Annotated in this window: 21 protein-coding genes; 14 read left to right on the top strand and 7 right to left on the bottom strand. The window is 73.0% G+C overall.

The window, feature by feature from the left end:
• Positions 1-68 precede the first annotated feature (68 nt).
• Together ACXJKF_RS09320 and ACXJKF_RS09315 are read right to left on the bottom strand one after the other, a co-directional pair.
• Complete coding sequence (locus ACXJKF_RS09320; protein WP_456787456.1) at positions 69-1,217, bottom strand: glutamate--cysteine ligase; 1,149 nt, start codon at positions 1,215-1,217, stop codon at positions 69-71.
• Positions 1,217-2,398 carry a THUMP-like domain-containing protein gene (locus ACXJKF_RS09315; RefSeq protein WP_456787455.1) on the bottom strand — a complete coding sequence of 394 codons (1,182 nt, stop codon included), beginning with the start codon at positions 2,396-2,398 and terminating at the stop codon, positions 1,217-1,219. The genes ACXJKF_RS09320 and ACXJKF_RS09315 overlap by 1 nt, the downstream gene beginning before the upstream one ends.
• A gap of 204 nt (positions 2,399-2,602) precedes the next feature.
• On the opposite strand from ACXJKF_RS09315, the gene groES reads away from it, so the two are divergent.
• Positions 2,603-2,899, top strand: a complete 297-nt coding sequence (gene groES / locus ACXJKF_RS09310) for a co-chaperone GroES (protein ID WP_055912235.1) — start codon at positions 2,603-2,605, stop codon at positions 2,897-2,899.
• 145 nt (positions 2,900-3,044) lie between these two features.
• Here groES and ACXJKF_RS09305 read toward each other — a convergent pair whose 3' ends face one another.
• Positions 3,045-3,341, bottom strand: a complete 297-nt coding sequence (locus ACXJKF_RS09305; protein WP_456787454.1) for a WhiB family transcriptional regulator — start codon at positions 3,339-3,341, stop codon at positions 3,045-3,047.
• Positions 3,342-3,593: 252 nt separating this feature from the next.
• On the opposite strand from ACXJKF_RS09305, the gene ACXJKF_RS09300 reads away from it, so the two are divergent.
• The 5 genes from ACXJKF_RS09300 (at position 3,594) to ACXJKF_RS09280 (ending at position 8,066) form a co-directional block, all read left to right on the top strand.
• On the top strand, positions 3,594-4,511 hold the full coding sequence (locus tag ACXJKF_RS09300; RefSeq protein ID WP_456787453.1) for a MerR family transcriptional regulator: 918 nt from the start codon (positions 3,594-3,596) through the stop codon (positions 4,509-4,511).
• Positions 4,512-4,669: 158 nt separating this feature from the next.
• On the top strand, positions 4,670-5,395 hold the full coding sequence (locus ACXJKF_RS09295) for a response regulator transcription factor (RefSeq protein WP_456787452.1): 726 nt from the start codon (positions 4,670-4,672) through the stop codon (positions 5,393-5,395).
• A 55-nt stretch (positions 5,396-5,450) separates the two neighbouring features.
• Positions 5,451-6,962, top strand: coding sequence for an IMP dehydrogenase (gene guaB / locus ACXJKF_RS09290; RefSeq protein WP_456787451.1), 1,512 nt, complete (start codon positions 5,451-5,453; stop codon positions 6,960-6,962).
• A 7-nt stretch (positions 6,963-6,969) separates the two neighbouring features.
• Complete coding sequence (locus tag ACXJKF_RS09285; protein ID WP_456787450.1) at positions 6,970-7,707, top strand: class I SAM-dependent methyltransferase; 738 nt, start codon at positions 6,970-6,972, stop codon at positions 7,705-7,707.
• A gap of 17 nt (positions 7,708-7,724) precedes the next feature.
• A complete protein-coding gene (locus tag ACXJKF_RS09280; protein ID WP_456787449.1) occupies positions 7,725-8,066 on the top strand; it encodes a MazG nucleotide pyrophosphohydrolase domain-containing protein in 342 nt (113 codons plus the stop codon).
• On the opposite strand, the gene ACXJKF_RS09275 is transcribed toward ACXJKF_RS09280, so the two are convergent.
• A complete protein-coding gene (locus ACXJKF_RS09275; RefSeq protein WP_456787448.1) occupies positions 8,042-9,616 on the bottom strand; it encodes a helix-turn-helix domain-containing protein in 1,575 nt (524 codons plus the stop codon). The genes ACXJKF_RS09280 and ACXJKF_RS09275 overlap by 25 nt on opposite strands.
• A gap of 112 nt (positions 9,617-9,728) precedes the next feature.
• Complete coding sequence (locus tag ACXJKF_RS09270) at positions 9,729-10,448, bottom strand: exonuclease domain-containing protein (RefSeq protein ID WP_456787447.1); 720 nt, start codon at positions 10,446-10,448, stop codon at positions 9,729-9,731.
• Positions 10,449-10,573: 125 nt separating this feature from the next.
• Here ACXJKF_RS09270 and ACXJKF_RS09265 point away from each other — a divergent pair, with 125 nt between their 5' ends.
• The 8 genes from ACXJKF_RS09265 (at position 10,574) to ACXJKF_RS09230 (ending at position 19,303) form a co-directional block, all read left to right on the top strand.
• Positions 10,574-11,698, top strand: coding sequence for a GuaB3 family IMP dehydrogenase-related protein (locus ACXJKF_RS09265; RefSeq protein ID WP_055912249.1), 1,125 nt, complete (start codon positions 10,574-10,576; stop codon positions 11,696-11,698).
• Between the two features lie 222 nt (positions 11,699-11,920).
• Positions 11,921-12,682, top strand: a complete 762-nt coding sequence (locus ACXJKF_RS09260; RefSeq protein ID WP_456787446.1) for a DeoR/GlpR family DNA-binding transcription regulator — start codon at positions 11,921-11,923, stop codon at positions 12,680-12,682.
• On the top strand, positions 12,679-13,626 hold the full coding sequence (gene pfkB, locus ACXJKF_RS09255) for a 1-phosphofructokinase (RefSeq protein WP_456787445.1): 948 nt from the start codon (positions 12,679-12,681) through the stop codon (positions 13,624-13,626). Before ACXJKF_RS09260 ends, pfkB begins: the two co-directional genes overlap by 4 nt.
• Before the next feature lies 1 nt (position 13,627).
• The gene (locus tag ACXJKF_RS09250; protein ID WP_456787444.1) at positions 13,628-14,083 is read left to right on the top strand and encodes a PTS sugar transporter subunit IIA; all 456 of its coding nucleotides are present in this window, start codon (positions 13,628-13,630) and stop codon (positions 14,081-14,083) included.
• Complete coding sequence (locus ACXJKF_RS09245) at positions 14,080-15,594, top strand: PTS fructose transporter subunit IIC (protein ID WP_456787443.1); 1,515 nt, start codon at positions 14,080-14,082, stop codon at positions 15,592-15,594. The genes ACXJKF_RS09250 and ACXJKF_RS09245 overlap by 4 nt, the downstream gene beginning before the upstream one ends.
• 29 nt (positions 15,595-15,623) lie before the next feature.
• On the top strand, positions 15,624-15,902 hold the full coding sequence (locus tag ACXJKF_RS09240; RefSeq protein ID WP_055912255.1) for an HPr family phosphocarrier protein: 279 nt from the start codon (positions 15,624-15,626) through the stop codon (positions 15,900-15,902).
• On the top strand, positions 15,899-17,608 hold the full coding sequence (ptsP, locus tag ACXJKF_RS09235) for a phosphoenolpyruvate--protein phosphotransferase (RefSeq protein WP_456787442.1): 1,710 nt from the start codon (positions 15,899-15,901) through the stop codon (positions 17,606-17,608). The genes ACXJKF_RS09240 and ptsP overlap by 4 nt, the downstream gene beginning before the upstream one ends.
• A gap of 63 nt (positions 17,609-17,671) precedes the next feature.
• Positions 17,672-19,303, top strand: coding sequence for a succinic semialdehyde dehydrogenase (locus tag ACXJKF_RS09230; protein WP_456787441.1), 1,632 nt, complete (start codon positions 17,672-17,674; stop codon positions 19,301-19,303).
• A 72-nt stretch (positions 19,304-19,375) separates the two neighbouring features.
• On the opposite strand, the gene ACXJKF_RS09225 is transcribed toward ACXJKF_RS09230, so the two are convergent.
• Positions 19,376-20,671, bottom strand: a complete 1,296-nt coding sequence (locus tag ACXJKF_RS09225) for an acetate/propionate family kinase (RefSeq protein ID WP_456787440.1) — start codon at positions 20,669-20,671, stop codon at positions 19,376-19,378.
• Entirely contained in the window at positions 20,668-22,740 is a 2,073-nt protein-coding gene (pta, locus tag ACXJKF_RS09220; RefSeq protein WP_456787439.1) for a phosphate acetyltransferase, read from the bottom strand. Before pta ends, ACXJKF_RS09225 begins: the two co-directional genes overlap by 4 nt.
• Between the last annotated feature and the right edge of the window lie 9 nt (positions 22,741-22,749).

Raw genomic sequence — 22,749 nt, 5'->3', positions numbered from 1 at the left:
GCTATGCCCGCTAGTAGGCATAAACAAGTAGCGGGCCAGGCCAAACTCACACGGGTTCCGACGGGGGTCTAGAGGGGTCGTCCGGCCGTGAGCTCGGCGACGAGGGACCGCACGACGGCGTCCAGCTCGCCCGCGTGGCGCCGGGCGACCGCCCGCTGCCGCTGGTACGAGGCGCCGCGGCGCAGGATGACCCGCACCTGCTCGAGCTCGGCCGCGCAGCCCAGCCGCTCGGCGACGGGCGCCAGCTCGACCAGCCAGCGACCGACCGCGTCCGTCACCAGCTCCTCGTCGCCGGCCGCGTTGGTGATGATGATCGCGTCCATGCCGTACCGCGCGGAGCGCCACTTGTTCTCCTGCGCGAACCACGGCGGCAGCGTCGGCAGGGTCTCGCCGCGGTCGAGCATCGAGGAGAAGTGCTCGACGAAGCAGTGCGTCAGGGCGGAGATCGCACCCACCTCGAGCAGGTTCGAGGCGCCGTCGGCGATCCGCATCTCGAGCGTCCCGAACCGCGGCGACGGCCGGACGTCCCAGCGGACCTCGTCGAACTGGTCGATGACCCCGGTGTGCATCATGTCGCCGACGTACTGCTCCAGCTGGGACCAGTCCTCGAACGCGAACGGCAGGCCGGCGGTCGGCAGCTGCTGGAAGAGCAGCGCGCGGTTCGAGGCGTAGCCGGTGTCCTTGCCGCCCCAGAACGGCGACGACGCGGACAGCGACTGGATGTGCGCGAACACCGTGAGCATCGCCCGGGACAGCGGGAGCACCTTGGCGCGGTCCTCGACGCCGACGTGCACGTGCACGCCGTAGATCAGCATCTGCCGGCCCCACCACTGCGTCCGGTCGATGAGCGTGGCGTAGCGCTGCTTGTCGGTGACCTTCTGCTGCGCCCAGTGGGCGAACGGGTGCGTCGCGCCGCCCATGAGCTGGATGCGCAGCGGGGTCGCCGCCGCCTCCACCTCGTCGAGGGCCCGCTGCAGGTCGGCCGTCGCCTCGCTGATCGTGCGGCACTTGCCCGACCGGATCTCCACGGTGTTGAGCAGCAGCTCCTGGGTGATCAGGGGGTGCTCGCCGCCGCCGGCGGGCCGGACGGCCGCGAGGATCGCCTCGGCGGCCTGCCGCAGGTCCCCGGAGTCGGCGTCGACGAGGGCGACCTCCCACTCGATGCCCACGGTCGACCGCTCCGAGTGCCCGAAGGGGACCGTGACCGGCGCGGCCATCAGACCGGCTCCACCACGAGCACCTGCTGGCTGCCCGCCACGCGCGTCAGGATGATCGTCCCCGTGGCGCTGCCCCGCAGGTCGAGCTGGCGTCGCAGCTGCTCCGGGACGACGGCCGTGCCGCGCTTCTTGATGGTCAGCTTGCCCACGTCGCGTCCTCGCAGGTAGGTGCGGAGCCGCTTCAGGCCGAACGGCATGACGTCGAGCACCCGGTAGGCGGTCGCCGTGGGCACGTCGGTCAACGAGTCCGAGGTCACGTAGGCGATCGTGGCGTCCAGCAGCCGGCCGTGCACCTGCGCGGCGGTCTCGCCCACCAGGCCGGCGCGGATGACCGCCCCGTCCGGCTCGTACAGGTAGCCGCCCAGCGCGCCCGTCGGCGGCCGCTCCTCCGACGTCTGCTGCACGACGTGCGCCTCGCCGTCGCGCAGCACGAGCGCCGAGCGGCCCGGCCCCTCCGGCGCCAGCGGGCCGAACCACAGGCCGACCTCGACGACGTCGCCGTCCACCGAGACCCACTGCGCCTGCGCGTCGGCGGGCAGCGCCGTGTGCGGGATGCCGGGACCGAGCTTGAGGCCGAGGGCGGGCACCCGGTCGCGGACCGCGAGCACCGCGTCGAGCGCCGGCTCGTACGCGGCGGGGTCGAACACGCGGCTCCCCGACGACGTCCGGCGCGCAGGGTCCGCGTAGACGCCGTCGATGCCCTCCGCCGCCAGGTCGAGCGCGAGCCCGTCGCCGTGCCGGACCTCGGCGTCGGGGAAGTGTCGCAGGTTCACGGTCGCGATCGCCGCCGTCGCCTCGTCGACGTCGGTCGCGAGCACCCGCAGGCCGATGCCGGCGAAGGCCATCGCGTCCGCCCCGATCCCGCTGGTGAGGTCCGCGACCCGGGTGCTGCCTGCGTCGCGGTACCGGCGCGCGTGGTGCGCCGCGACGCTGAGCCGGGTGGCCTGCTCGAGCCCGGCGGCCGTGAAGAGCATGCCGTCAGCGAACGTCCCGAACTTCCCGGCGGCCTTCGCGCGCAGCCGCGACTGCGTCAGCGCGGCGGCCACCAGGGCCGGGTCGATGCCCTCGTCGCGCATGCGCTCGGACAGGGCGAGCGTGCGGCTCTCGTCGTAGGGCGGCAGCGCCGACAGCAGGGCCCAGCCTGCGGGGCTGAGCAGCTGGGCGATGCCGTCGCGGTCCATGCCGCGATCCTCGCACGCAGGGGCTGTCCAGAACCGCCCGTTGGCACTCGCCTTGACCGAGTGCTAACCGGTTCCTAGAGTGATGGCTGGCACTCTCCCGGTGAGTGTGCCAGCTGCGCTCCGGACCGCGGCACCCGCGACGACGTGGTCCGACAGCGCGCACGAACCTCAGAGAACTACTCACATGCGAAGGGGAGGTCCGCTGTGTCGGTCTCCATCAAGCCCCTCGAGGACCGGATCGTCGTCAAGACGCTCGAGGCAGAGACGACGACCGCTTCCGGTCTCGTCATCCCGGACAGCGCCAAGGAGAAGCCCCAGGAGGGCGAGGTCCTGGCGGTCGGACCCGGTCGTGTCGACGACAACGGCAACCGGATCCCGCTCGACGTCGCCGTCGGCGACAAGGTCATCTACTCGAAGTACGGCGGCACCGAGGTCAAGTACTCGGGCGAGGAGTACCTCATCCTCTCGGCCCGCGACATCCTCGCGATCGTCGTCAAGTGAGCTGAGGGGCGCCCGCGCCCCGCTCGCTCGGAAGGCCCCCACGGCAGCGCCGTGGGGGCCTTCCGGCGTCCTGGGGTGCACCGGACACGCCAGAGCCCCCTCCCCGGTCGTGCCGACGGGGAGGGGGCTCTGGTCGTGCGTGCGGTCAGCTGATGCGAGCGGCGCGGCCACGCTCCTGGAGGACGGCGGCGCGCTCGTCCTCGGAGAGGCCGCCCCAGACGCCGTACGGCTCGCGGACGGCCAGCGACTGGTTGAGGCACTCCTTGATCACCGGGCAGGTCGCGCAGATCGCCTTGGCGGCCTCGGCGCGACGGCGGCGGGCAGACCCGCGCTCGCCCTCGGGGTGGAAGAACAGGTCCTGGTCCTCGTCGCGGCAGGCTCCGTCGAACTGCCACTCCCACAGGTCCATCACCGGTCCGGGAAGGCGCGAGATCTCGGCCATGTGTGTTCCTCCTGAGTCGCTCTGGTGCGGTGCCGCCGTAGCGGGTGCTCCGAAAAGTTGTGAACACGGGTGTCCGGTGATGTCCACCGGGGGTGACGCGTTGGGGAGGACGTTACAACCGCGCCAGAAGTTGTTCAAGGGTGTGTCACACATTCGTGTGATGGCGCGATTGCCGATGTCGTCGCAGGTCGGCGTGTCGCAGGCGACACGCTTAGATCGGGCTGAATCGCGTCGGCCTGGCAGAATCGCGCCATGGTGACGCGCGACGACGACGAACCGGCGGCGACGCCGACGCCCGCGCTCGCCGTCGCCGCAGTCGCCCGTCGCCTCGGTGTCGCCCCCGCGACCCTGCGCACCTGGGACCGCAGGTACGGCCTCGGGCCGTCCGAGCACTCCGCGGGCGCGCACCGCCGCTACTCGGCCACCGACGTGGAGCGGCTGCTGATCATGCGCCGGCTCACGCTCGACGGCGTCGCGCCGGCCGAGTCCGCACGGATCGCGCTCGCCACCGATGTGGTCGCGGGACCGGACACCGCCACCGAGGACGCGGCGCCCACGACGCCGACCGCCGTGGTGGACGCGGCGCTCGCGGGCGACGTCGTGCGGTGCGCCCGGCTGCTCACCCTCGAGGGGCGCCCGGACGTCGTCCTGTGGTGGACGAGCCTGGTCGAGCCGGTCCTCGCCGCCCTCGCCCGGCGCACGGTCGTCGACCTGCCCGGGGTCGACGCGACCTTCGCCGTCCACGCCGGGGTGCTCGCCGCGCTCCGGGACCGCCCCGTCCCGCCTGGCGCCGGACGTCGGCCCGTCGTCCTGGTCCTGGTCGCCGCGCGCGAGGCCCGGCCGCTCGTCGCGCACGTCCTGGCCGGGGCGCTGGCGGCGCAGGGTGTCGACGCCCGCATCGTCGGAGGCCCGGTGGGGCCGCACCACGCGGTCGAGCTCACCGCGATGACCCGGGCGCGGGCCGTCGTCACCGTCGGGGAGCGCGTCGACGCCGACCTGGAGGTGGTGGACCGGCTGGCGAGCGAGCAGCCGGACCTCCCGCAGTTCGTGATGGTTCYCGACCGGGCTGCCGGCGCGGTCCCGCTCGGGCGCTCGGTCCACCGGGCCCGGACGTTCACCGGGCTCCTGCACGAGGTCCTCGCCGTCGCGACTGCGAGCGTGGACGGGTGAGATCGCCGCCCAGCGGGGGAGACATTCCGCTCAGGTGGCGCACAGGCGGACGAAGCCCCGCCCGTCGCGGGTGCGGTTCGCCTCTCCGGCTAACTTCAGCGTGATCCTCGGCCGATAGGACTCAGGTGGCCCGCACGGGGCCCGAGAGGGGAAACAACATGGCGGGAGTCGTGGTCTGTCACGGCTCGGCGGTCGTTCGAGAGCGGCTCGTCGTGACCTCCATCGGCGTGCCCGCGCTCGGTCCGGTGCGAGCGGCGTCCACGGTCGACGAGCTGCTGAGCCTCGCGCGGCGGATGCCGCCGACGGTCGTGCTGCTGGACGCGCACCTCGGGGCGCCGGGCGCGATCGAGGCGATCCGACGGCTCCGCGCCGTGGCACCGTCGGCGGCCATCGTGCTGCTCGCGCTGCCGGACGACACCGTGGCGCTCGACCGGGCGCTCGCCCTCGGGGCGCGTGGCTTCCTCGCGCCCGACGTCGGCCGCGCCGAGCTCTCCGCGGTCGCCGCCCACGTGCTGGCCAGCCCCGTGCTGCCCGCGCAGCCCCCGTCGCGACCGTCGGTGGACGTGCCCAGCCAGGGCAGCTTCCGGGCCAGCGACCTGCGCACCCCGTCGAACGGCAACCCCGCCGTCCTCGCCCCCGACGCGAACGGCGCCCCGGTGGGCGTGCCGACCACGGGCGCGATCCCGGGGGTCCCGCTCACCAAGCGCGAGATCGAGGTCCTCACGGGGATGAGCCACGGCCGGTCGAACGCCCAGATCGGTGCCGAGCTCTACCTGTCCGAGGACACGGTCAAGACGCACGCGCGCCGGCTCTTCCGCAAGCTCGGTGCCAACGACCGCGCCCAGGCGGTCGCGATCGGTCTGCGGCGCGGCCTGATCCAGTAGGCCGGACCTCAGCACGCAGGGCCTGAGCACCCGGGTGTCCGAGTATCCTTGCCGGATGACGGAGCACTCGCCTGCCGACCCGTTCGCCCGCATCGGGCTCACCTACGACGACGTGCTCCTCCTGCCGGGGGAGACCGACGTCATCCCCAGCGAGGTGGACACGTCCTCGCGCCTGACGCGCGAGATCACCGTGCGTGTCCCGCTGCTGTCCGCCGCGATGGACACCGTCACCGAGTCGCGCATGGCCATCGCCATGGCGCGCCAGGGCGGCATCGGGATCCTGCACCGGAACCTGTCCATCGAGGACCAGGCCCACCAGGTCGACCTGGTGAAGCGCTCCGAGTCCGGCATGATCACCGACCCCGTGACGGTGTCGCCCGACGCGACGCTCGCCGAGCTGGACCACCTGTGCGGCATCTACCGCGTGTCCGGCCTGCCGGTGATCGCGGAGAGCGGGCTGCTGCTCGGCATCATCACCAACCGCGACCTGCGCTTCGTGCCCCCGGGTGACTTCGAGACGCGTCGCGTCCGGGACATCATGACGCCGATGCCGCTGGTGACCGCGCCCGTCGGCATCGCGCGCGACGACGCCGCGGCCCTGCTGGCCAAGCACAAGATCGAGAAGCTGCCGCTCGTCGACGAGGCCGGGATCCTGCGCGGGCTCATCACCGTCAAGGACTTCGTGAAGTCGGAGCAGTACCCGGACGCGACCAAGGACGGCGAGGGGCGGCTCGTCGTCGGCGCCGCGATCGGCTTCTTCGGGGACGCCTGGGAGCGGGCGTCCGCGCTCGTCGAGGCCGGCGTCGACGCGCTCGTCGTCGACACCGCGAACGGGCACGCGCGCCTCATGCTCGACATGGTCCGCAAGCTCAAGTCCGACCCGTCGACCCGCCACGTCCAGGTCATCGGCGGCAACGTCGCGACGACCCCCGGCGCGCAGGCGCTGGTCGACGCGGGCGTCGACGCCGTCAAGGTGGGCGTCGGGCCCGGCTCCATCTGCACCACGCGCGTCGTCGCCGGCGTCGGCGTCCCGCAGGTGACCGCCATCTACGACGCCGCCCGCGCCTGCAAGCCCGCCGGGGTCCCGGTCATCGGCGACGGTGGGCTCCAGTACTCCGGGGACATCGCCAAGGCCCTGGTCGCCGGCGCCGACACCGTGATGCTCGGCTCGCTGCTGGCCGGCTGCGACGAGTCGCCGGGCGAGCTCGTGTTCGTCAACGGCAAGCAGTTCAAGCACTACCGCGGGATGGGCTCGCTCGGCGCGATGGCGTCCCGCGGCCGGATCTCCTACTCCAAGGACCGGTACTTCCAGGCCGACGTGTCCTCCGACGAGAAGATCGTCCCCGAGGGCATCGAGGGCCAGGTGCCGTACCGCGGCCCGCTGTCCGCCGTCGCGCACCAGCTCATCGGCGGGCTGCACCAGTCGATGTTCTACGTCGGCGCGCACACGATCCCGCAGCTGCAGGACCGCGGGCAGTTCGTCCGGATCACGGCGGCCGGGCTCAAGGAGTCGCACCCGCACGACATCCAGATGACCGTCGAGGCCCCGAACTACACCGGCCGCTGAGCCGTCGGTGACGGATCCGGCGGACTTCTACACCGGGCTCGTCGCCGAGCTGTACGCGCCCCTGCGGTCCTTCACCTCGGACCCCGCCGAGTACGCGTCGTTCGTCGCGTCGTCCGGCGAACCCGCCCTCGAGCTCGGCTGCGGCGACGGCGACCCCCTGCTGGACCTGCGCGCGCTCGGGATCGACGTCGACGGGGTGGACTCGTCGGCGGACATGCTCGCCCGGCTCCGCGCGTCCGCGGCCACCCGCGGACTGTCCGTCACCGTCCACCAGCAACGCATGGAGGACCTCGCTCTCCCACGCCGGTACCGGTCCATCTTCCTGGCGGGCGCCACGTTCACGCTGCTCGCCACGGACGCTGTCGCCCTGCGCGCGCTCCGGGCGATCCGCGCGCACCTCACCGACGACGGGACCGCGCTCGTCCCGCTGTTCGTCCCTTCCCMGACGCCGGCGGACCAGGTCGGGGTCTTCCGGTCGGTGGTCACCGACGACGGTGCGACGATCCGGGTGGGCGTCGTCGACGAGGACTGGGACGCCGCGAACCGCACCCGGCGGACCACCCTGCGCTACGAGCGGTCGACGGGGGCCGGCGTCGAGCGGGTGGAGCGCGTGTGGCTGCTGCACTGGCACACACCGGCAGGGTTCGGGGCCCTGGCGGCCGAGGCCGGGCTAGAGGTCCTGGACGGTGCGGCCGCCGACGACGCGCAGGAGTTCACGGTCCGGCTCGGCCGCTCCCGCTCCTAGGCGCCGATACTGGGCGGGTGGAGTTCCAGGAGATGCAGGCCCAGGCTCGTGCGGTGCGGGACGCCTACGCCGCGCGGGAGGTCGCGCAGTACGGGCGCAGCTGGAGTGCCGAGGAGCTGATGCTCGGGTTCCTCGGGGACGTCGGTGACCTCGCCAAGCTGGTGCAGGGCAAGGCCGGGGTGCGTCCGCGCGAGGATCTCGACGAGGCCCTCGCGCACGAGCTCGCCGACTGCCTGTGGTCCGTGATGTCGCTGGCGGACGTCTACGGGGTCGACCTGCAGTCGGCGTTCGGCCGCACGATGGCCGAGCTCCGCACGTACCTGGAGGGCGACACTCAGTCGCGGAACGTCTCGATCTGAGCGCCCAGCTCCACCAGGCGGTCCTGGAGCTGCTCGTAGCCGCGGGCGATGATGTCGACATCGCGCAGCACGGACGTGCCCTTGGCGGCGAGCATCGCGAGCAGGATGACGACCGCGGGGCGCAGCGCGGGCGGGCAGGAGACCTCGGCACCGGACCAGTGCGTCGGGCCGCTGACCTGCAGGCGGTGGGCGTCGAGGAGCCGGACGTCCGCGCCGAGCCGGGTGAGGTCGGTGAGGTGGATGGCCCGGCCCTCGTAGACCCAGTCGTGGATCAGGGTGGAACCCTCGGCGCACGCGGCGATGGCCACGAAGAACGGCAGGTTGTCGATGTTCAGCCCGGGGAACGGCATCGGGTGGATCTTGTCGATGGGTGCGCGCAGCTCGCTCGGGTGGACCGTGACGTCGACCAGGCGGGTGCGGCCGTTGGCGGCGGCGTACTCCTCGGAGAGCGTGTAGCGCAGGCCCATCTCGGCCAGGGTCGCCAGCTCGATCTCCATGAACTCGATCGGCACGCGGCCGACGGTGATCTCCGAGCCGGTGACGATGCCGGCGGTGAGCAGGCTCATCGCCTCGACCGGGTCCTCGGACACCGCGTACTCGACGTCCGCGTCGATGGCCGCCAGGCCGTGCACGCGCAGGGTGGTGGTGCCGATGCCGTCGATACGCACCCCGAGCAGCTCGAGGTAGAAGCACAGGTCCTGGACCATGTAGTTGGGGCTCGCGTTGCGGATGGTGGTGACGCCCGCACGGCCGGCCGCGGCCATGATGACGTTCTCCGTGACCGTGTCGCCGCGCTCGGTGAGGACGATGGAGAGGTCCTGCGCGCCGGCACGGGTGACGAGCCCGTGGTAGTCGCCGGCGGTCGCGGTGACGTCCAGGCCGAAGGGGCGCAGGCCGATCAGGTGCGGCTCGACGGTCCGGGTGCCGAGGTCGCAGCCGCCCGCGTAGGGGAGCCGGAACTCGTCCTCGAGCCCGAGCAGCGGGCCCAGGAACATGATGATCGACCGGGTGCGGCGCGCGGCGTCCACGTCGATGGCGTCGAGGTCGAGGTGCCGCGGGACGACGATCTCCAGGTCGCGGCCGTCCGTCGACCAGGTGGCGCGGACGCCGACGGAGCGCAGCACCTCGACGATCCGGTCGACCTCGACGATGCGGGCGACGTTGCGCAGCCGGGTGGTGCCGCGGTTGAGCAGCGACGCGCACAGCAGCGCGACGGCGCCGTTCTTGCTGGTGTTGACGTCGATCCGGCCGCTCAGCGTCTGGCCGCCCTGCACGCGCAGGTGGGTGCGCTGCGGGCCGCCGAGCGTGACGATGGGGGAGTCGAGCGCGGCGCCGATGCGGGTCAGCATCTCGAGGCTGACGTTCTGGGCGCCCTGCTCGATGCGGTGGATGGCCGACTGGCTGGTGGCCAGGCGCTCGGCGAGCTGGGCCTGCGTGAGGCCGCGGTGCTGGCGCGCCGAGCGGACGAGGGAGCCGACGTGCGCGAGCGGGTCCTGGATGACCGGGAAGGATCCGGTGCTCGTCGGAACCGGGGTGATGGTCGTCGTCATGCGGACGACGTTAACTCATGGATGAGATATTGCCACTCTGGGGCGCGTCGGCGAATCGGTCGGATCCGTCGGCGGGCGCCGTGCCGAACTCAGCCGCGATATGACGTGCGTCTCACCAGAGCGTGCCGACGGGCTCCCGCGTGGGCCAGACGTCGGACGCCCCCGGCCCGTCGAAGCCCTGCTCGGTGCGCCAGGCGTTGAAGCTCTCGGCCCAGGCCTGGTGCGCCGTCGACTGGTACTCGTGCAGCGTGTCGAGGTCCAGCGAGGCGAGGTGCGGGAAGCGGCCGACGATCCGCTCGAGCACGTCGAGCGTGGCGACGACGTCGACGTCGGCGGTGTGCAGGTTCCCGGACTCCACGACCTCGTAGTAGCCGCAGAGATCGACGAGCTTGCGCTTGCCGCTGCGCAGCCGGTCCTCCGCGCGGTCGAGCACCAGCGGGTCGATCACGGGACGCGCGTCGCTGCACAGGCGGTCTGGCAGGGTCCTGAGGCGGTGCCGCCGCAGCTCCGCGTCGAGCAGGCACAGGTCGAACGAGGCGTTGTAGGCGACGACCGGGACGCCTTCGCGCAGGGCCTCCGCCAGGTCGGCGGCGATCTCCTCCAGCGCCTCGCGCGGCGGGCGACCGTGCGTGCGGGCGTGCTCGGTGCTGACGCCGTGGATGGCGGCGGCCGCGTCCGGGATGGGGACGCCGGGGTTGATGAGCCAGCTGCGGACGTGCGTGCCGGAGGCGTCGCGACGCACGAGGGCCGCGGTCACGATGCGGTCGTTGTCGACGTCGATCCCCGTGGTCTCGGTGTCGAAGCCGAGCAGTGGCCCGTCCGTCCAGCTCATCGTGTCGCGCTCCTTCGGTGCTCGCGTGCTGCCGCCAGACTCGCACCGACGTCCGACATTGCCGCGGAGGTGGCCCGCGTGCCGCCGTTTCGGGCGGGTGGCCGCCGCCCCGGTAGCCTTGCCCGGTGAGCAACGAGATCGAGATCGGCCGCGGCAAGCGCGGACGCCGGGCCTACTCCTTCGACGACGTCGCGGTCGTCCCGTCACGGCGGACCCGCGACCCCGAGGAGGTCTCGGTCGGCTGGCAGATCGACGCCTACCACTTCGACCTGCCGATCATCGCGGCACCGATGGACTCGGTGATGAGCCCGGCCACGGCGGTCGCGCTCGGGCAGGCCGGCGGGCTCGGCGTCCTCGACCTCGAGGGGCTGTGGACGCGGTACGAGGACCCGACGCCGCTGCTCGCGGAGATCGCGACGTTCGACAGCGCGCGTGCCACCGCACGGATGCAGGAGATCTACGCGGCCCCGATCCAGCCCGAGCTCATCACCGCCCGCCTCAAGGAGATCCGCGCCGCGGGCGTGACCGTCGCGGGTGCCCTCTCGCCGCAGCGCACCAACGAGTTCTGGCGCACGGTGGTCGACGCCGGCGTCGACCTCTTCGTCATCCGCGGCACCACGGTGTCGGCGGAGCACGTGTCCGGCCGCGTCGAGCCCCTGAACCTCAAGCGGTTCATCTACGAGCTGGACGTCCCGGTCATCGTCGGTGGCGCCTCGACGTACACGGCGGCGCTGCACCTCATGCGCACCGGGGCGGCGGGCGTCCTCGTCGGCTTCGGCGGCGGTGCCGCGCACACCACCCGGCTGTCGCTGGGCATCCACGCGCCGATGGCCTCGGCGGTCGCCGACGTGGCCGCGGCCCGGCGGGACTACCTCGACGAGTCGGGCGGCCGGTACGTGCACGTCATCGCCGACGGCGGCGTGGGCCGCTCGGGTGACCTGGTCAAGGCGGTCGCGTGCGGTGCGGACGCCGTCATGCTCGGTGCCGCGCTGGCCCGGGCCACCGAGGCGCCCGGCCGCGGCTGGCACTGGGGGCCCGAGGCGCACCACCCGAAGCTGCCGCGCGGCGAGCGGGTCGAGGTCGGGACCGCCGGCTCGCTGGAGCAGATCCTGTTCGGCCCCGGGCACACGGCCGACGGGACGCTCAACCTCGTCGGGGCGCTCCGGCGCGCGATGGCGACGACCGGCTACTCGGACCTCAAGGAGTTCCAGCGCGTCGAGGTCGTGGTGAGCCCGTACCAGCCGCACTGACGCCTCCGACGACGCCCGGTGGCGCCCCGAAACGGGCGCACCCGGGCGTCTTTGCGTGTCCGGGCGTGTGGGCAACGGACTCCTGACCAGGAGTGATGCCCGAATCAACATTTGAATACCGCCGAATATGTCCGAATGTCTTGACATGGCGGCGTGAGGGGGCGCACCCTGGACGAAGTGGACGCCGGAGTCAGGGCCGGCGCGCGGGACGACGGAGTCGATGTGTACGCACCCGAGCGGCACCAGCAGATCCTGGCCACGGCACGCGCCGACGGCCGGGTCGACGTGAACCGGCTGGCCGAGGACCTCGACGTCACCCCCGAGACCATCCGCCGCGACCTCACGGTCCTCGAGCGCCACGGGCTGGTCCGCCGGGTGCACGGTGGCGCGATCCCCGTCGAGCGGCTCGGCTTCGAGCCCGGCGTGGCGGACCGCGAGACCCGGTTCGCGGGGGAGAAGGAGCGCGTCGCCAAGGCCGCGCTCGACGAGCTCCCCGACGGCGGCGCCGTGATCCTCGACGCCGGCACCACGACCGTCCGGCTCGCCGAGCTCCTGCCGTCGGACCGCGAGCTCACGGTGGTGACCCACGCCCTGCCTGTCGCGATGGTGCTGGCGATGCGGCCGAACCTCACGCTGCACCTCGTCGGCGGGACCGTGCGCGGCCGGACGCTCGCCGCCGTCGGGTCGTGGGCGGAGCGCGAGCTGGCCGACATCCACGCCGACGTCGCCTTCCTCGGCACCAACGGGCTGAGCGTCGAGCACGGGCTGACCACGCCGGACCTCGCGGAGGCCGCAGTCAAGCGGGCGCTCGTCGCCAACGCGCGGCGCACCGTCGTGCTCACCGACCACTCGAAGATCGGCCGCGTCGAGTTCGCGCACGTCGTGCCGCTGTCCCAGGTGGACACGATCATCACGGACAGCGGGGTGGAGCCGGAGCTCGTCGAGGAGCTCGAGGCCGCCGGCCCGCGGGTGGTGACCGCATGATCATCACGCTGACGCCGAACCCGAGCCTCGACCGGGCGCTCGAGGTCGACCGGCTGCGCGTCGGCGAGGTCAACCGCGCCCACGGCGGGCACCTGCACCCCGGCGGCAAGGGCATCAACGTCTCCCGCGTCCTGGTCCGCCACGGCGTCCCGACGCTCGCGGTGCTGCCGACCGGCGGTGCCGACGGTGCCCGCCTGGTGGAGATGCTCGCCGAGATCGACGTCCCGACCCTGGCCGTCCCGCTCGTCGACCACAYCCGCAGCAACCTCACGCTGGTCGAGGGCACGGGCGTGACCACCAAGATCAACGCCCCGGGACCGAGGCTCACGCCCGACGAGGTCGACGCACTGCTGGCCGCCCTGGAGACGCAGCTGGCCACCAGGCCCGCCGCGCTGGTCAGCGCGGGCAGCCTGCCGCTCGGCGCACCGGAGACGTTCTTCGTGCAGGTCGCGGGACTGGCTGCCCGGTACGGCGTGCCGTTCATCCTCGACACCTCCGGGGTGCCGCTGACCCGAGCCGTCCGGCAGGGCGGTCTCACGCTGGTGAAGCCCAACGACGAGGAGCTGGCCGAGCTCGTCGGTCGCGAGCTCACGACCGTGGGGGACGTCGTCGACGCCGCCCGTGAGGTCATCGCGGCGTGCACCCGGGCCGTCCTGGTCAGCCTCGGCGCGCACGGTGCGCTGCTCGTGCTCGCCGACGGCGTGTGGTGGGCGGGCGGTCCCGCGCTCGTGCCGCTGTCCACCGTCGGCGCGGGGGACTCGACCCTCGCCGGCTTCCTCACCGCGGACGGGTCGCCCGCCGACCGCCTGCGCACCGCGGTCGCCTTCGGCCGCGCGGCGGTCCTGCTGCCCGGCACGGCCGTCCCCGACCCCACCGACATCGACCTGGACGCCGTCCGGGTCGTGGAGAACCCCGATCCCCGACTCGCCCTCAAGGAGCTGTGACGTGAGCACCCCGCTGATCACCCCGGACCTGGTCGCCGTCGACCTCGTCGCCACGGACCGCGACGACGCGACCCGCCAGCTGATCGACCTGCTGTACGCCGCGGGCCGAGTGACCGACGCCGACGGGTTCCACGCCGACGTGCGTGCCCGTGAGGCGCAGATGGCCACCGGCATGCCCGGCGGCATCGGCCTGCCGCACGCCCGGTCCAGCCACGTGACCGTGCCGAGCCTGGCGGTCGGCAAGGTCGCGGCCGGTGTCGACTTCGGCGCCCCCGACGGCCCCGCGACCCTGGTCTTCCTCATCGCCGCACCCGACGCGGGCGACGGCGACCACCTCAAGATCCTCGCGGCGCTCGCCCGCCGCCTCGTCCACGAGTCCTTCCGCACGTCGCTCAAGGACGCTCCTGATGCAGCCACCGTCGCGGAGATCGTCACCCGAGAGGTGGTCCCCTCATGAAGCTCGTCGCCGTCTCCTCCTGCCCCACAGGCATCGCGCACACCTACATGGCCGCCGAGGCCCTCGAGCAGGCGGGCAAGGCCGCCGGGCACGAGGTCCACGTCGAGACGCAGGGTGCCGCCGGCTCGACGCCGCTCGACCCCGCGATCATCGCCGCGGCCGACGGGGTCATCTACGCCGCCGACCTCGAGGTCAAGGACAAGGACCGGTTCGCCGGCAAGCCGTTCATCGACGTCGGCGTGAAGAAGGCCGTGCACGACGCCCCGGGCGTCATCGCGGCCGCCGTCGCCGCCGTCGAGGCGGGCGTGCCCGCCGGTGGTCCCGCGGCACCTGCCGCTGCTCCGGTGACGAAGGTCGACCGGAACGCGGGCGTCGGCACCAAGATCCGCCAGTGGCTCATGACCGGGGTCTCGTACATGATCCCGTTCGTCGCCGCCGGGGGGATCCTCATCGCGCTGGGGTTCATGGTCGCCCAGTTCGCGGGGGGCTCCGACGGCGTCATCGCGGTCACCGACATCCCCGTCTCGCACCTCCTGAACGACTTCAACGCCACCGTGGGCATGGACTGGGCGGCGCTGCTCTTCCAGACCGGTGTGGTCGCGTTCGGGTTCCTGGTCCCGGTGCTCTCCGGGTTCATCGCCTACGCGATCGCCGACCGGCCCGGGCTGGTGCCCGGCTTCGTCGGTGGCGCGATCTCCGTCGCCGTCGGCGCCGGCTTCCTCGGTGGCCTGGTCACCGGCTTCATGGCCGGGTTCCTCGCGCTGTGGATCAGCCGCTGGAAGGTGCCGAAGGGCGTCCGCGGCGTGATGCCGGTCGTGGTCATCCCGCTGCTGTCGACCTTCGTCGTCGGCCTGGTGATGTTCCTCATCATCGGGCAGCCGATCGCGAGCCTCATGGACGGGCTGAGCAGCTGGCTCAACGGCCTCTCCGGCTCCAACCTGATCCTCCTCGGCGCCCTGCTGGGCGCGATGATGGGCTTCGACCTCGGTGGCCCGATCAACAAGGTGGCCTACACGTTCGCGGTCACCGGCCTGGCGACCGAGGGGCTCGCCACGGACGCCGTGCAGTACCGGATCATGGCCGCGGTCATGGCCGCCGGCATGGTCGCCCCGCTGGCCATGGCGCTCGCGTCGACCGTGCGCAAGAAGCTGTTCACGCACGCCGAGCAAGAGAACGGCAAGGCCGCGTGGCTGCTGGGGCTCTCATTCATCTCCGAGGGGGCCATCCCGTTCGCGGCGGCCGACCCGTGGCGCGTCATCGTGTCCTCGCTCGTGGGCTCCAGCGTCACCGGCGCCCTCGTGATGGCGGTCGGCTCCGGCCAGCGCGCCCCGCACGGTGGCATCTGGGTCCTGCCGCTCATCTCGAACCCGCTCGGGTTCCTCATGGCCGTCGCCATCGGCACCGTGATCTCCGCCGGGCTCGTGATCGCCCTGAAGAGCGCCAAGCCGAACGAGATCGTCAAGGCCGAGCAGGCCGCCGACGCCCAGGCGCTCGTCGCCACTGCCGCCTGACCCTCACCTGACCTCGATCGGAGAACGTCATGCCTCAGCGCACCGTCGCCGTCGCCTCCCGCGTCGGCCTGCACGCCCGCCCCGCCATGCTGTTCACGCAGGCCGTCGCCGAGACCGGGCTGCCCGTCACTATCGCCCGCCCGGACGGTGAGCCGGTCGATGCCGGCAGCATCCTGTTCGTCATGTCGCTCGGCGTCCCCAGCGGCGAGGTCGTCACCCTGACCGCCGAGGGGGAGGGGGCCGACGCCGCGCTCGACGGGCTGGTCGACCTCCTGGCGACCGACCTGGACGCGGAGGAAGCCTCATGAGCACGACGAGCACGGCGCGTGTGCTCCAGGGGGTGGGGGTCGGCCGCCGCGCGATCGTCGGTCCCGTCGCCCAGGTGCGGCCCGCGCCGCACGTCGCGGCCGATGCGCCGTTGCTGGTCGACGGGGTCCCGGCCGACATCCCCACCGCGCACGCCCACGTCGAGCAGGCGTTCGCCGGCGTCGCCGCGCGCCTGCGTGAGCAGTCGGGACGGTCCACCGGCACGGTCAAGGACGTCCTCGCGGCCACCGCGCAGATGGCCGACGACAAGGCGCTGCGCAGTGGCGTCCTGAAGCGGATCGACGCGGGCGAGCCTGTGGTCAGCGCCATCGACGGCGTCGTCGAGATGTTCGCGACGATGTTCGAGCAGGCCGGCGGCTACCTCGCGGAGCGCGTCACGGACCTGCGCTCGGTCCGCGACCGTGTGGTCGCCGCCGCGATGGGTCTGCCCGCCCCGGGCGTGCCCGCGCTGGACCGGCCGTCGGTGATCGTCGCCAAGGACCTCGCCCCCGCCGACACGGCCGCGCTCGACCTGGCCAACGTGCTCGCGATCGTCACCGAGCTGGGCGGGCCCACCGGCCACACCGCGATCATCGCGGGGCAGCTCGGCCTCCCGTGCATCGTGCGTGTGGCGGGCGCGACGGCGCTCGCGGACGGTGCCGACGTGGCCGTCGACGCGGCCGACGGCACCGTCACCCTCGACCCGTCCGAGGACCAGCGTGCCGAGCTGGAGCGGCGGGCGACCGTCGAGCGGACGCTGGAGTCCGACACGGCTCCGGGCGCCACGGCGGACGGCCGGGCTGTCGCGCTGCTGGCCAACATCGGCACCGCCGAGGACGCCGCACGCGTCTCCGGGGGCGGCGTCGAGGGTGTCGGCCTGTTCCGGACCGAGGTGCTGTTCCTGGAGAGCACGACGGCGCCGACGCAGGAGGACCAGGCGGCCGTCTACACGCGTGTGCTGCGCTCGTTCGGCGACCGCAAGGTCGTCGTCCGCACGCTCGACGCGGGTGCCGACAAGCCCCTGGCGTTCGCGACGCAGCCCGACGAGGAGAACCCGGCGCTCGGCGTGCGCGGCTACCGCCTCGTGCGGACGCACCCCGAGCTCCTGGACACCCAGCTCGAGGCCCTCGCCCACGCGCAGGCCGCGACCGGGACCACCCCGTGGGTCATGGCGCCGATGATCGCCACGGCCGCCGAGGCACGGGAGTTCGCGCGGAGGGCACGCGCCGCGGGCGTCGCGACCGTCGGCGTGATGATCGAGGTGCCCGCGGCCGCCCTGCGCGCGCAGGAGATCCTCGCCGAGGTGGACTTCGTCTCCCTGGGCACCAACGACCTCGCGCAGTACACGATGGCGACCGACCGCCTGCGCGGCGAGCTGGCCGACCTGCTCGACCCGTGGCAGCCGGCCGTCCTCGACCTCGTCGACGCGACCGCCCGCGCGGGGCTGCAGGCGCGCAAGCCCGTCGGCGTCTGCGGCGAGTCCGCGTCCGACCCGGTGATCGCGCTGGTGCTCGTCGGGCTCGGGGTGACCAGCCTGTCGATGTCCGCCGGGGCCGTGCCCGCGGTCCGGTACGCGCTGCGGCACCACACCACCGCCGAGTGCGCCACCATGGCGGCCGCCGCGCTCGCCGCCCCGTCGGCGGCCGAGGGCCGTGCCGCGGTCGTCGGGCTGCTGCACGTGGACGTGCGGGAGACGTTGGGCGTCTAGCGCGACAGGCCGGGAGAGGGCACGCGCGCGGATTTCTGCGGACGCGCGCGTACCCTCGCGGTTATGGCGCACGACCCGGGACACATCGAGCTCCACGACCCCGAGACCGACCCGCTCGCGACGTACGTCCTCGAGCCGGACGACGTCCGCCCGCTCCTGAGACGCGTGGTCACCTCGCCCCGCGCGGGGGTGTTCACGTCGCACGCACCGTTCACGGGCAGCCCGATCGCGGCCATCCCGCTGTCGACGCCCGACGACGTCGCGCGCGCCGCGAAGAACGCTCGCGCCGCCCAGCGACTGTGGGCGGCGCGCCCGTTGCGCGAGCGGACGGCGGTCCTGTCCCGCGTGCACGACCTGGTGCTCGAACGCCAGAGCGACGTGCTCGACCTCATCCAGCTGGAGTCCGGCAAGGCGCGGGTCTCCGCTTTCGAGGAGGTCTGCGACATCGCCCTGGTCGCCCGGCACTACGCCGCGCGCGCCGGCCGCTACCTCGCGCCCCGTCGGGTGCCGGGCCTGCTGCCGGGCCTCACGAGCGTCCGCGTGCTGCGGCACCCCGTCGGCGTCGTCGGGATCGTCGCCCCCTGGAACTTCCCGCTGACCCTCACGCTCGGGGACGTGCTGCCCGCGCTGGTGGCCGGCAACGCCGTCCTCCTGCGGCCCGACCCGCAGACCGCGCTCACGTCCCTGTGGGCCGCGGAGCTGCTGGAGGAGGCCGGGCTTMCGGACGGGCTCCTGCAGGTGGTCGTCGGCGACGGCCCGACCGTCGGGGCGGCCGTCGTGGAGAACGTCGACCACGTGAGCTTCACCGGGTCCACCCGCACCGGCCGGATCGTCGCCGCGCAGGCGGGGGAGCGGCTGGTGACGGCCACCCTCGAGCTGGGCGGCAAGAACCCGATGTACGTCGCGGAGGACGTGGACGTCGAGGTCGCCGCCGAGGGGGCCGTCCGCGCGTGCTTCGTCGGCGCCGGGCAGGTCTGCGTGAGCATCGAGCGGATCTACGTGCACGAGGACGTGGCCGACGAGTTCACCGCGGCGTTCGTCCGCCGGACCCGCGAGATCCGCCTCGGGTCGGGGCTCGACTACCGCTCGGACATGGGCTCGCTGACGTCCGCGGCGCAGCTGGCCACCGTCGTCGAGCACGTCGAGGACGCCGTCGGGCACGGCGCGACGGTGCTCGCCGGCGCCGTCCACCGCGCCGACCTCGGGCCGTGGTTCTACGAGCCGACCATCCTCGCCGACGTGCCGAACGAGGCGCGGCTGGTGCGCGAGGAGACGTTCGGGCCGGTCGTGAGCATCTACCGGGTGGCCTCGGACGACGAGGCCGTGGCGGCGATGAACGACAGCGACCTCGGCCTGAACGCGAGCGTCTGGACCGCCGACACCCGCCGGGGCGCGGCGATCGCCGCCCGGGTCCGGGCCGGCACCGTGAACGTCAACGAGGGCTACGTCGCCACCTGGGGCTCGGTCGCGGCGCCGCAGGGTGGCGTCGGCTCGTCGGGCATCGGCAGCCGGCACGGGCGCGAGGGCCTGTGGGAGACGACCCGGTTGCAGACGGTCGCGGTCCAGCACGGCGCGCACGGCATCCTCGGCGCTCCCGGCATCGGCCTGCACCGGCTCTTCGACCTGGGCACGGACACCTGGCCGCGCGTCTACACGGAGGTCCTGCGCACGATGAAGAGGCTCCGCCTCCCGTGACGTGCTGCTTCACCTGCGCGCGGCGGAACTCATGGCTTGCTCGCGTGAGGATCGGGACGTGCCCGCCGACCGTCAGGCGTGGCCCGTAGCCGCCGGGGCCGGGTCGGACTCGTCGCTCGTGCCCTCGTAGCCGGCCGCCTCGATCGTCGCGACGGCCTGACGGGCGATCGCCAGCTCCTCGTTGGTCGGGACCACCATCACCAGGGTGCTGGTCCAGTCCGGGGAGATGATCGTCGGCTCCTTCTTGCGGCCCGCGTTCCGGTCCGGGTCCACCGCGATGCCCAGCGGCTCCAGCCCTTCGAGCGCGCGGGCGCGGACGACCGGGTCGTTCTCGCCGACGCCCGCCGTGAACGTGATGACGTCCACGCGGCCGAGCACGGCGTAGTAGGCGCCGATGTACTTGCGCAGCCGGTGCAGGTACACGTCGAGGGCCAGCGCGGCGTCCTGCGAGCCCGCGTCGACCAGCTTGTGCAGCTCCCGGAAGTCGTTCTCGCCGGCCAGTCCCTTGAGCCCGGAGCGGCGGTTGAGCAGGTCGTCGACCTCGTCCACCGACAGCCCCGCGTTGCGCTGCAGGTGGATGAGCACCGCGGGGTCGAGGTCGCCCGAGCGGGTGCCCATGACGAGGCCCTCCAGCGGGGTCATGCCCATCGACGTCTCCACCGCGACGCCGCCGCGGACCGCCGAGGCCGACGCCCCGTTGCCGAGGTGCAGCACGATCTGGTTGAGGTCCTCGATCCGCCGGCCGAGCACGCGCGCCACCTTGCCGGACACGTACTGGTGCGACGTCCCGTGGAACCCGTACCGGCGCACCCCGTGCTCGCGCGCCACCTCGCGGTCGATGGCGTAGGTCGCGGCCGCCTCGGGCAGCGTGCGGAAGAACGCCGTGTCGAACACGACGACGTGCGGCACGTCCGGAAGCAGCTCGCGCGCCACCTGGATGCCGGTGAGGTTCGGTGGGTTGTGCAGGGGCGCCAACGGGGAGAGGGCGTCGATCTGCGCGACGACCTCGTCGTCGACGATCACCGGTGAGCCGAAGACGGAGCCGCCGTGCACCACCCGGTGCCCGACCGCGACCACGTGCGCCTGGGCCAGGTCCGGACCGACCTCCTCGAACAGGGCGAGCACCGCCCGCAGGCCGGCACCGTGGTCGGCGACCGGGTCCGTGCGCTCGGTCGTGTTGCCGCCGTACGTGTGCCGCACCGAGCCCTCGTCCTCGCCGATCCGCTCGACGATCCCCGACGCGATGGCCTCGCCGCCCACGGGGTTGACCAGCTGGTACTTGATCGACGACGAGCCCGAGTTCACGACGAGCACGCTGCCGTGCGCTCCGTGGGCCGATCCGGGCGTCGGCTGGGAGACGGGGCTCATGAGGGGTCCTCCGCTTGTGCCTGGATGGCCGTGATCGCGACGGTGTTGACGATGTCCTGCACCAGTGCGCCGCGCGACAGGTCGTTGACCGGCTTGCGCAGACCCTGCAGGACCGGGCCGATGGCGACGGCACCCGCCGAGCGCTGCACCGCCTTGTACGTGTTGTTGCCGGTGTTCAGGTCGGGGAACACGAACACCGTCGCGCGTCCGGCCACCGCGGAGTCGGGCATCTTCGTCTTGGCGACGGAGGCGTCGACGGCGGCGTCGTACTGGATGGGCCCCTCGACGGACAGGTCGGGCCGGCGCTCGCGGACCAGTGCCGTCGCCGTGCGGACCTTCTCGACGTCTGCGCCGGAGCCGGACTCGCCGGTGGAGTAGGACAGCATCGCGATGCGTGGCTCGATGCCGAACTGCTGCGCGGTTCCCGCTGACGAGATCGCGATGTCGGCCAGCTGCTCCGCCGTCGGGTCCGGGATCACGGCGCAGTCGGCGTAGACGAGCACCCGGTCCTCCAGGCACATGAGGAACGCGCTCGACACGCTGGAGACGCCCGGGCTGGTCTTGATGATCTCGAACGACGGCTTGATGGTGTGCGCGGTGGTGTGCGCGGCCCCGGAGACCATGCCGTCGGCGAGCCCGAGCTGGACCATCATCGTGCCGAAGTACGACACCGACGAGACGATCTCCCGCGCGCGGTCCACGGTCATGCCCTTGTGCTTGCGCATCTCGGTGTACTCGACGGCGAACCGCTCGAGCAGCTCGCCGTCGTGCGGGTCGATGATCGCGGCGTCGTCGAGGTCGAGACCCAGCTCGGTGGCGCGGGTGCGGATGGCGGGCTCGTCGCCGAGGATCGTGAGGTCCGCGACGCCGCGCTGCAGCAGGGTCGACGCGGCGCGCAGGATCCGGTCGTCGCCGCCCTCGGGGAGCACCACGTGCTGGCGGTCGGAGCGTGCCCGGTCCAACAGCGCGAACTCGAACATCAGCGGGGTGACCACCTCGGGCCGCTCGACGTCGAGCGCGGCCAGCAGGGCGGCACCGTCGACGTGCTGCTCGAACAGCGACAGCGCCGTGTCGACCTTGCGCTGCGAGTCGGCCGTGAGGCGTCCGTGCGTGTCCCCGACGGCGCTCGCCGAGCGGAAGGTGCCCAGCTCGGTGGACAGGATCGGCAGCCTGCTCCCGAGCCCGTTCACCAGGCGGGTGATCAGCGGTGCCGGGTGGAAGCCGCCGTTGAGGATGATGCCGGCCAGCGACGGGAACCCGTCGGCCTGGTGGGCCATGAGCAGCCCGAGCAGCACGTCGGACCGGTCGCCCGGCGTGATCACGACGGACCCGTCGGTCAGCTTGCCCAGCAGGTGCTCGACGGACATCGCACCGACGATGACGTCCAGCACCTCGCGCGACAGCAGGTCCTCGTCGCCCGCGATGAGCGTGCCGCGCACCGCCTCGGACAGCTGCCGGACCGTCGGTGCGGTGAGCAGCGGGTTCTCAGGCACGGCCCACGACGGCAGCCCGGTGCTGTCCCGGAGGGCGTCGCGGACTCCGCTGACCGTGCCGGGTGCGCACCGGTTGGCCACCACGGAGACGACCTGGGCGTGGTTGGCGTGCATCTCCGTGACGACGACGTCGGCCACCTGCGCGACGACCGCGGGCTTGCGGTGGCTGCCGTTGATGACGAGCACCACGGGCGCACCGAGGTTCGCGGCGATGCGGGCGTTGTAGGCGAGCTCGGTGGGACCGGCGACGTCGGTGTAGTCGGTGCCGACCACCACGACCGCGTCGCAGCGCCGCTCGACGTCGTGGTACCGGGACACGATCTCCGCGAGCGCGGCCTCCGGGTCGTCGAGCACCTGCTCGTACGTCACCCCGACGCACTCGTCGTAGGTGAGGTCGACGCCGTCGTGGTGGAGCAGGAGCTCGAGCACGTAGTCGCGGACGTCCGTGGACCGGGCGACCGGGCGGAACACCCCGACCCGCTGGACGGTGCGGGCCAGCAGGTCCACCAGGCCGAGCGCGACCATGGACTTGCCGGAGTCTCCCTCAGGGGAGGTGACGTAGATGCTGCGGGCCACGGTGGGAGT

It is taken from the genome of Cellulomonas sp. P5_C5 (genome assembly GCF_054049655.1).
The sequence above is the reverse complement of the archived record's forward strand: the minus strand, read 5'-3'. Positions and strand labels throughout refer to the sequence as shown.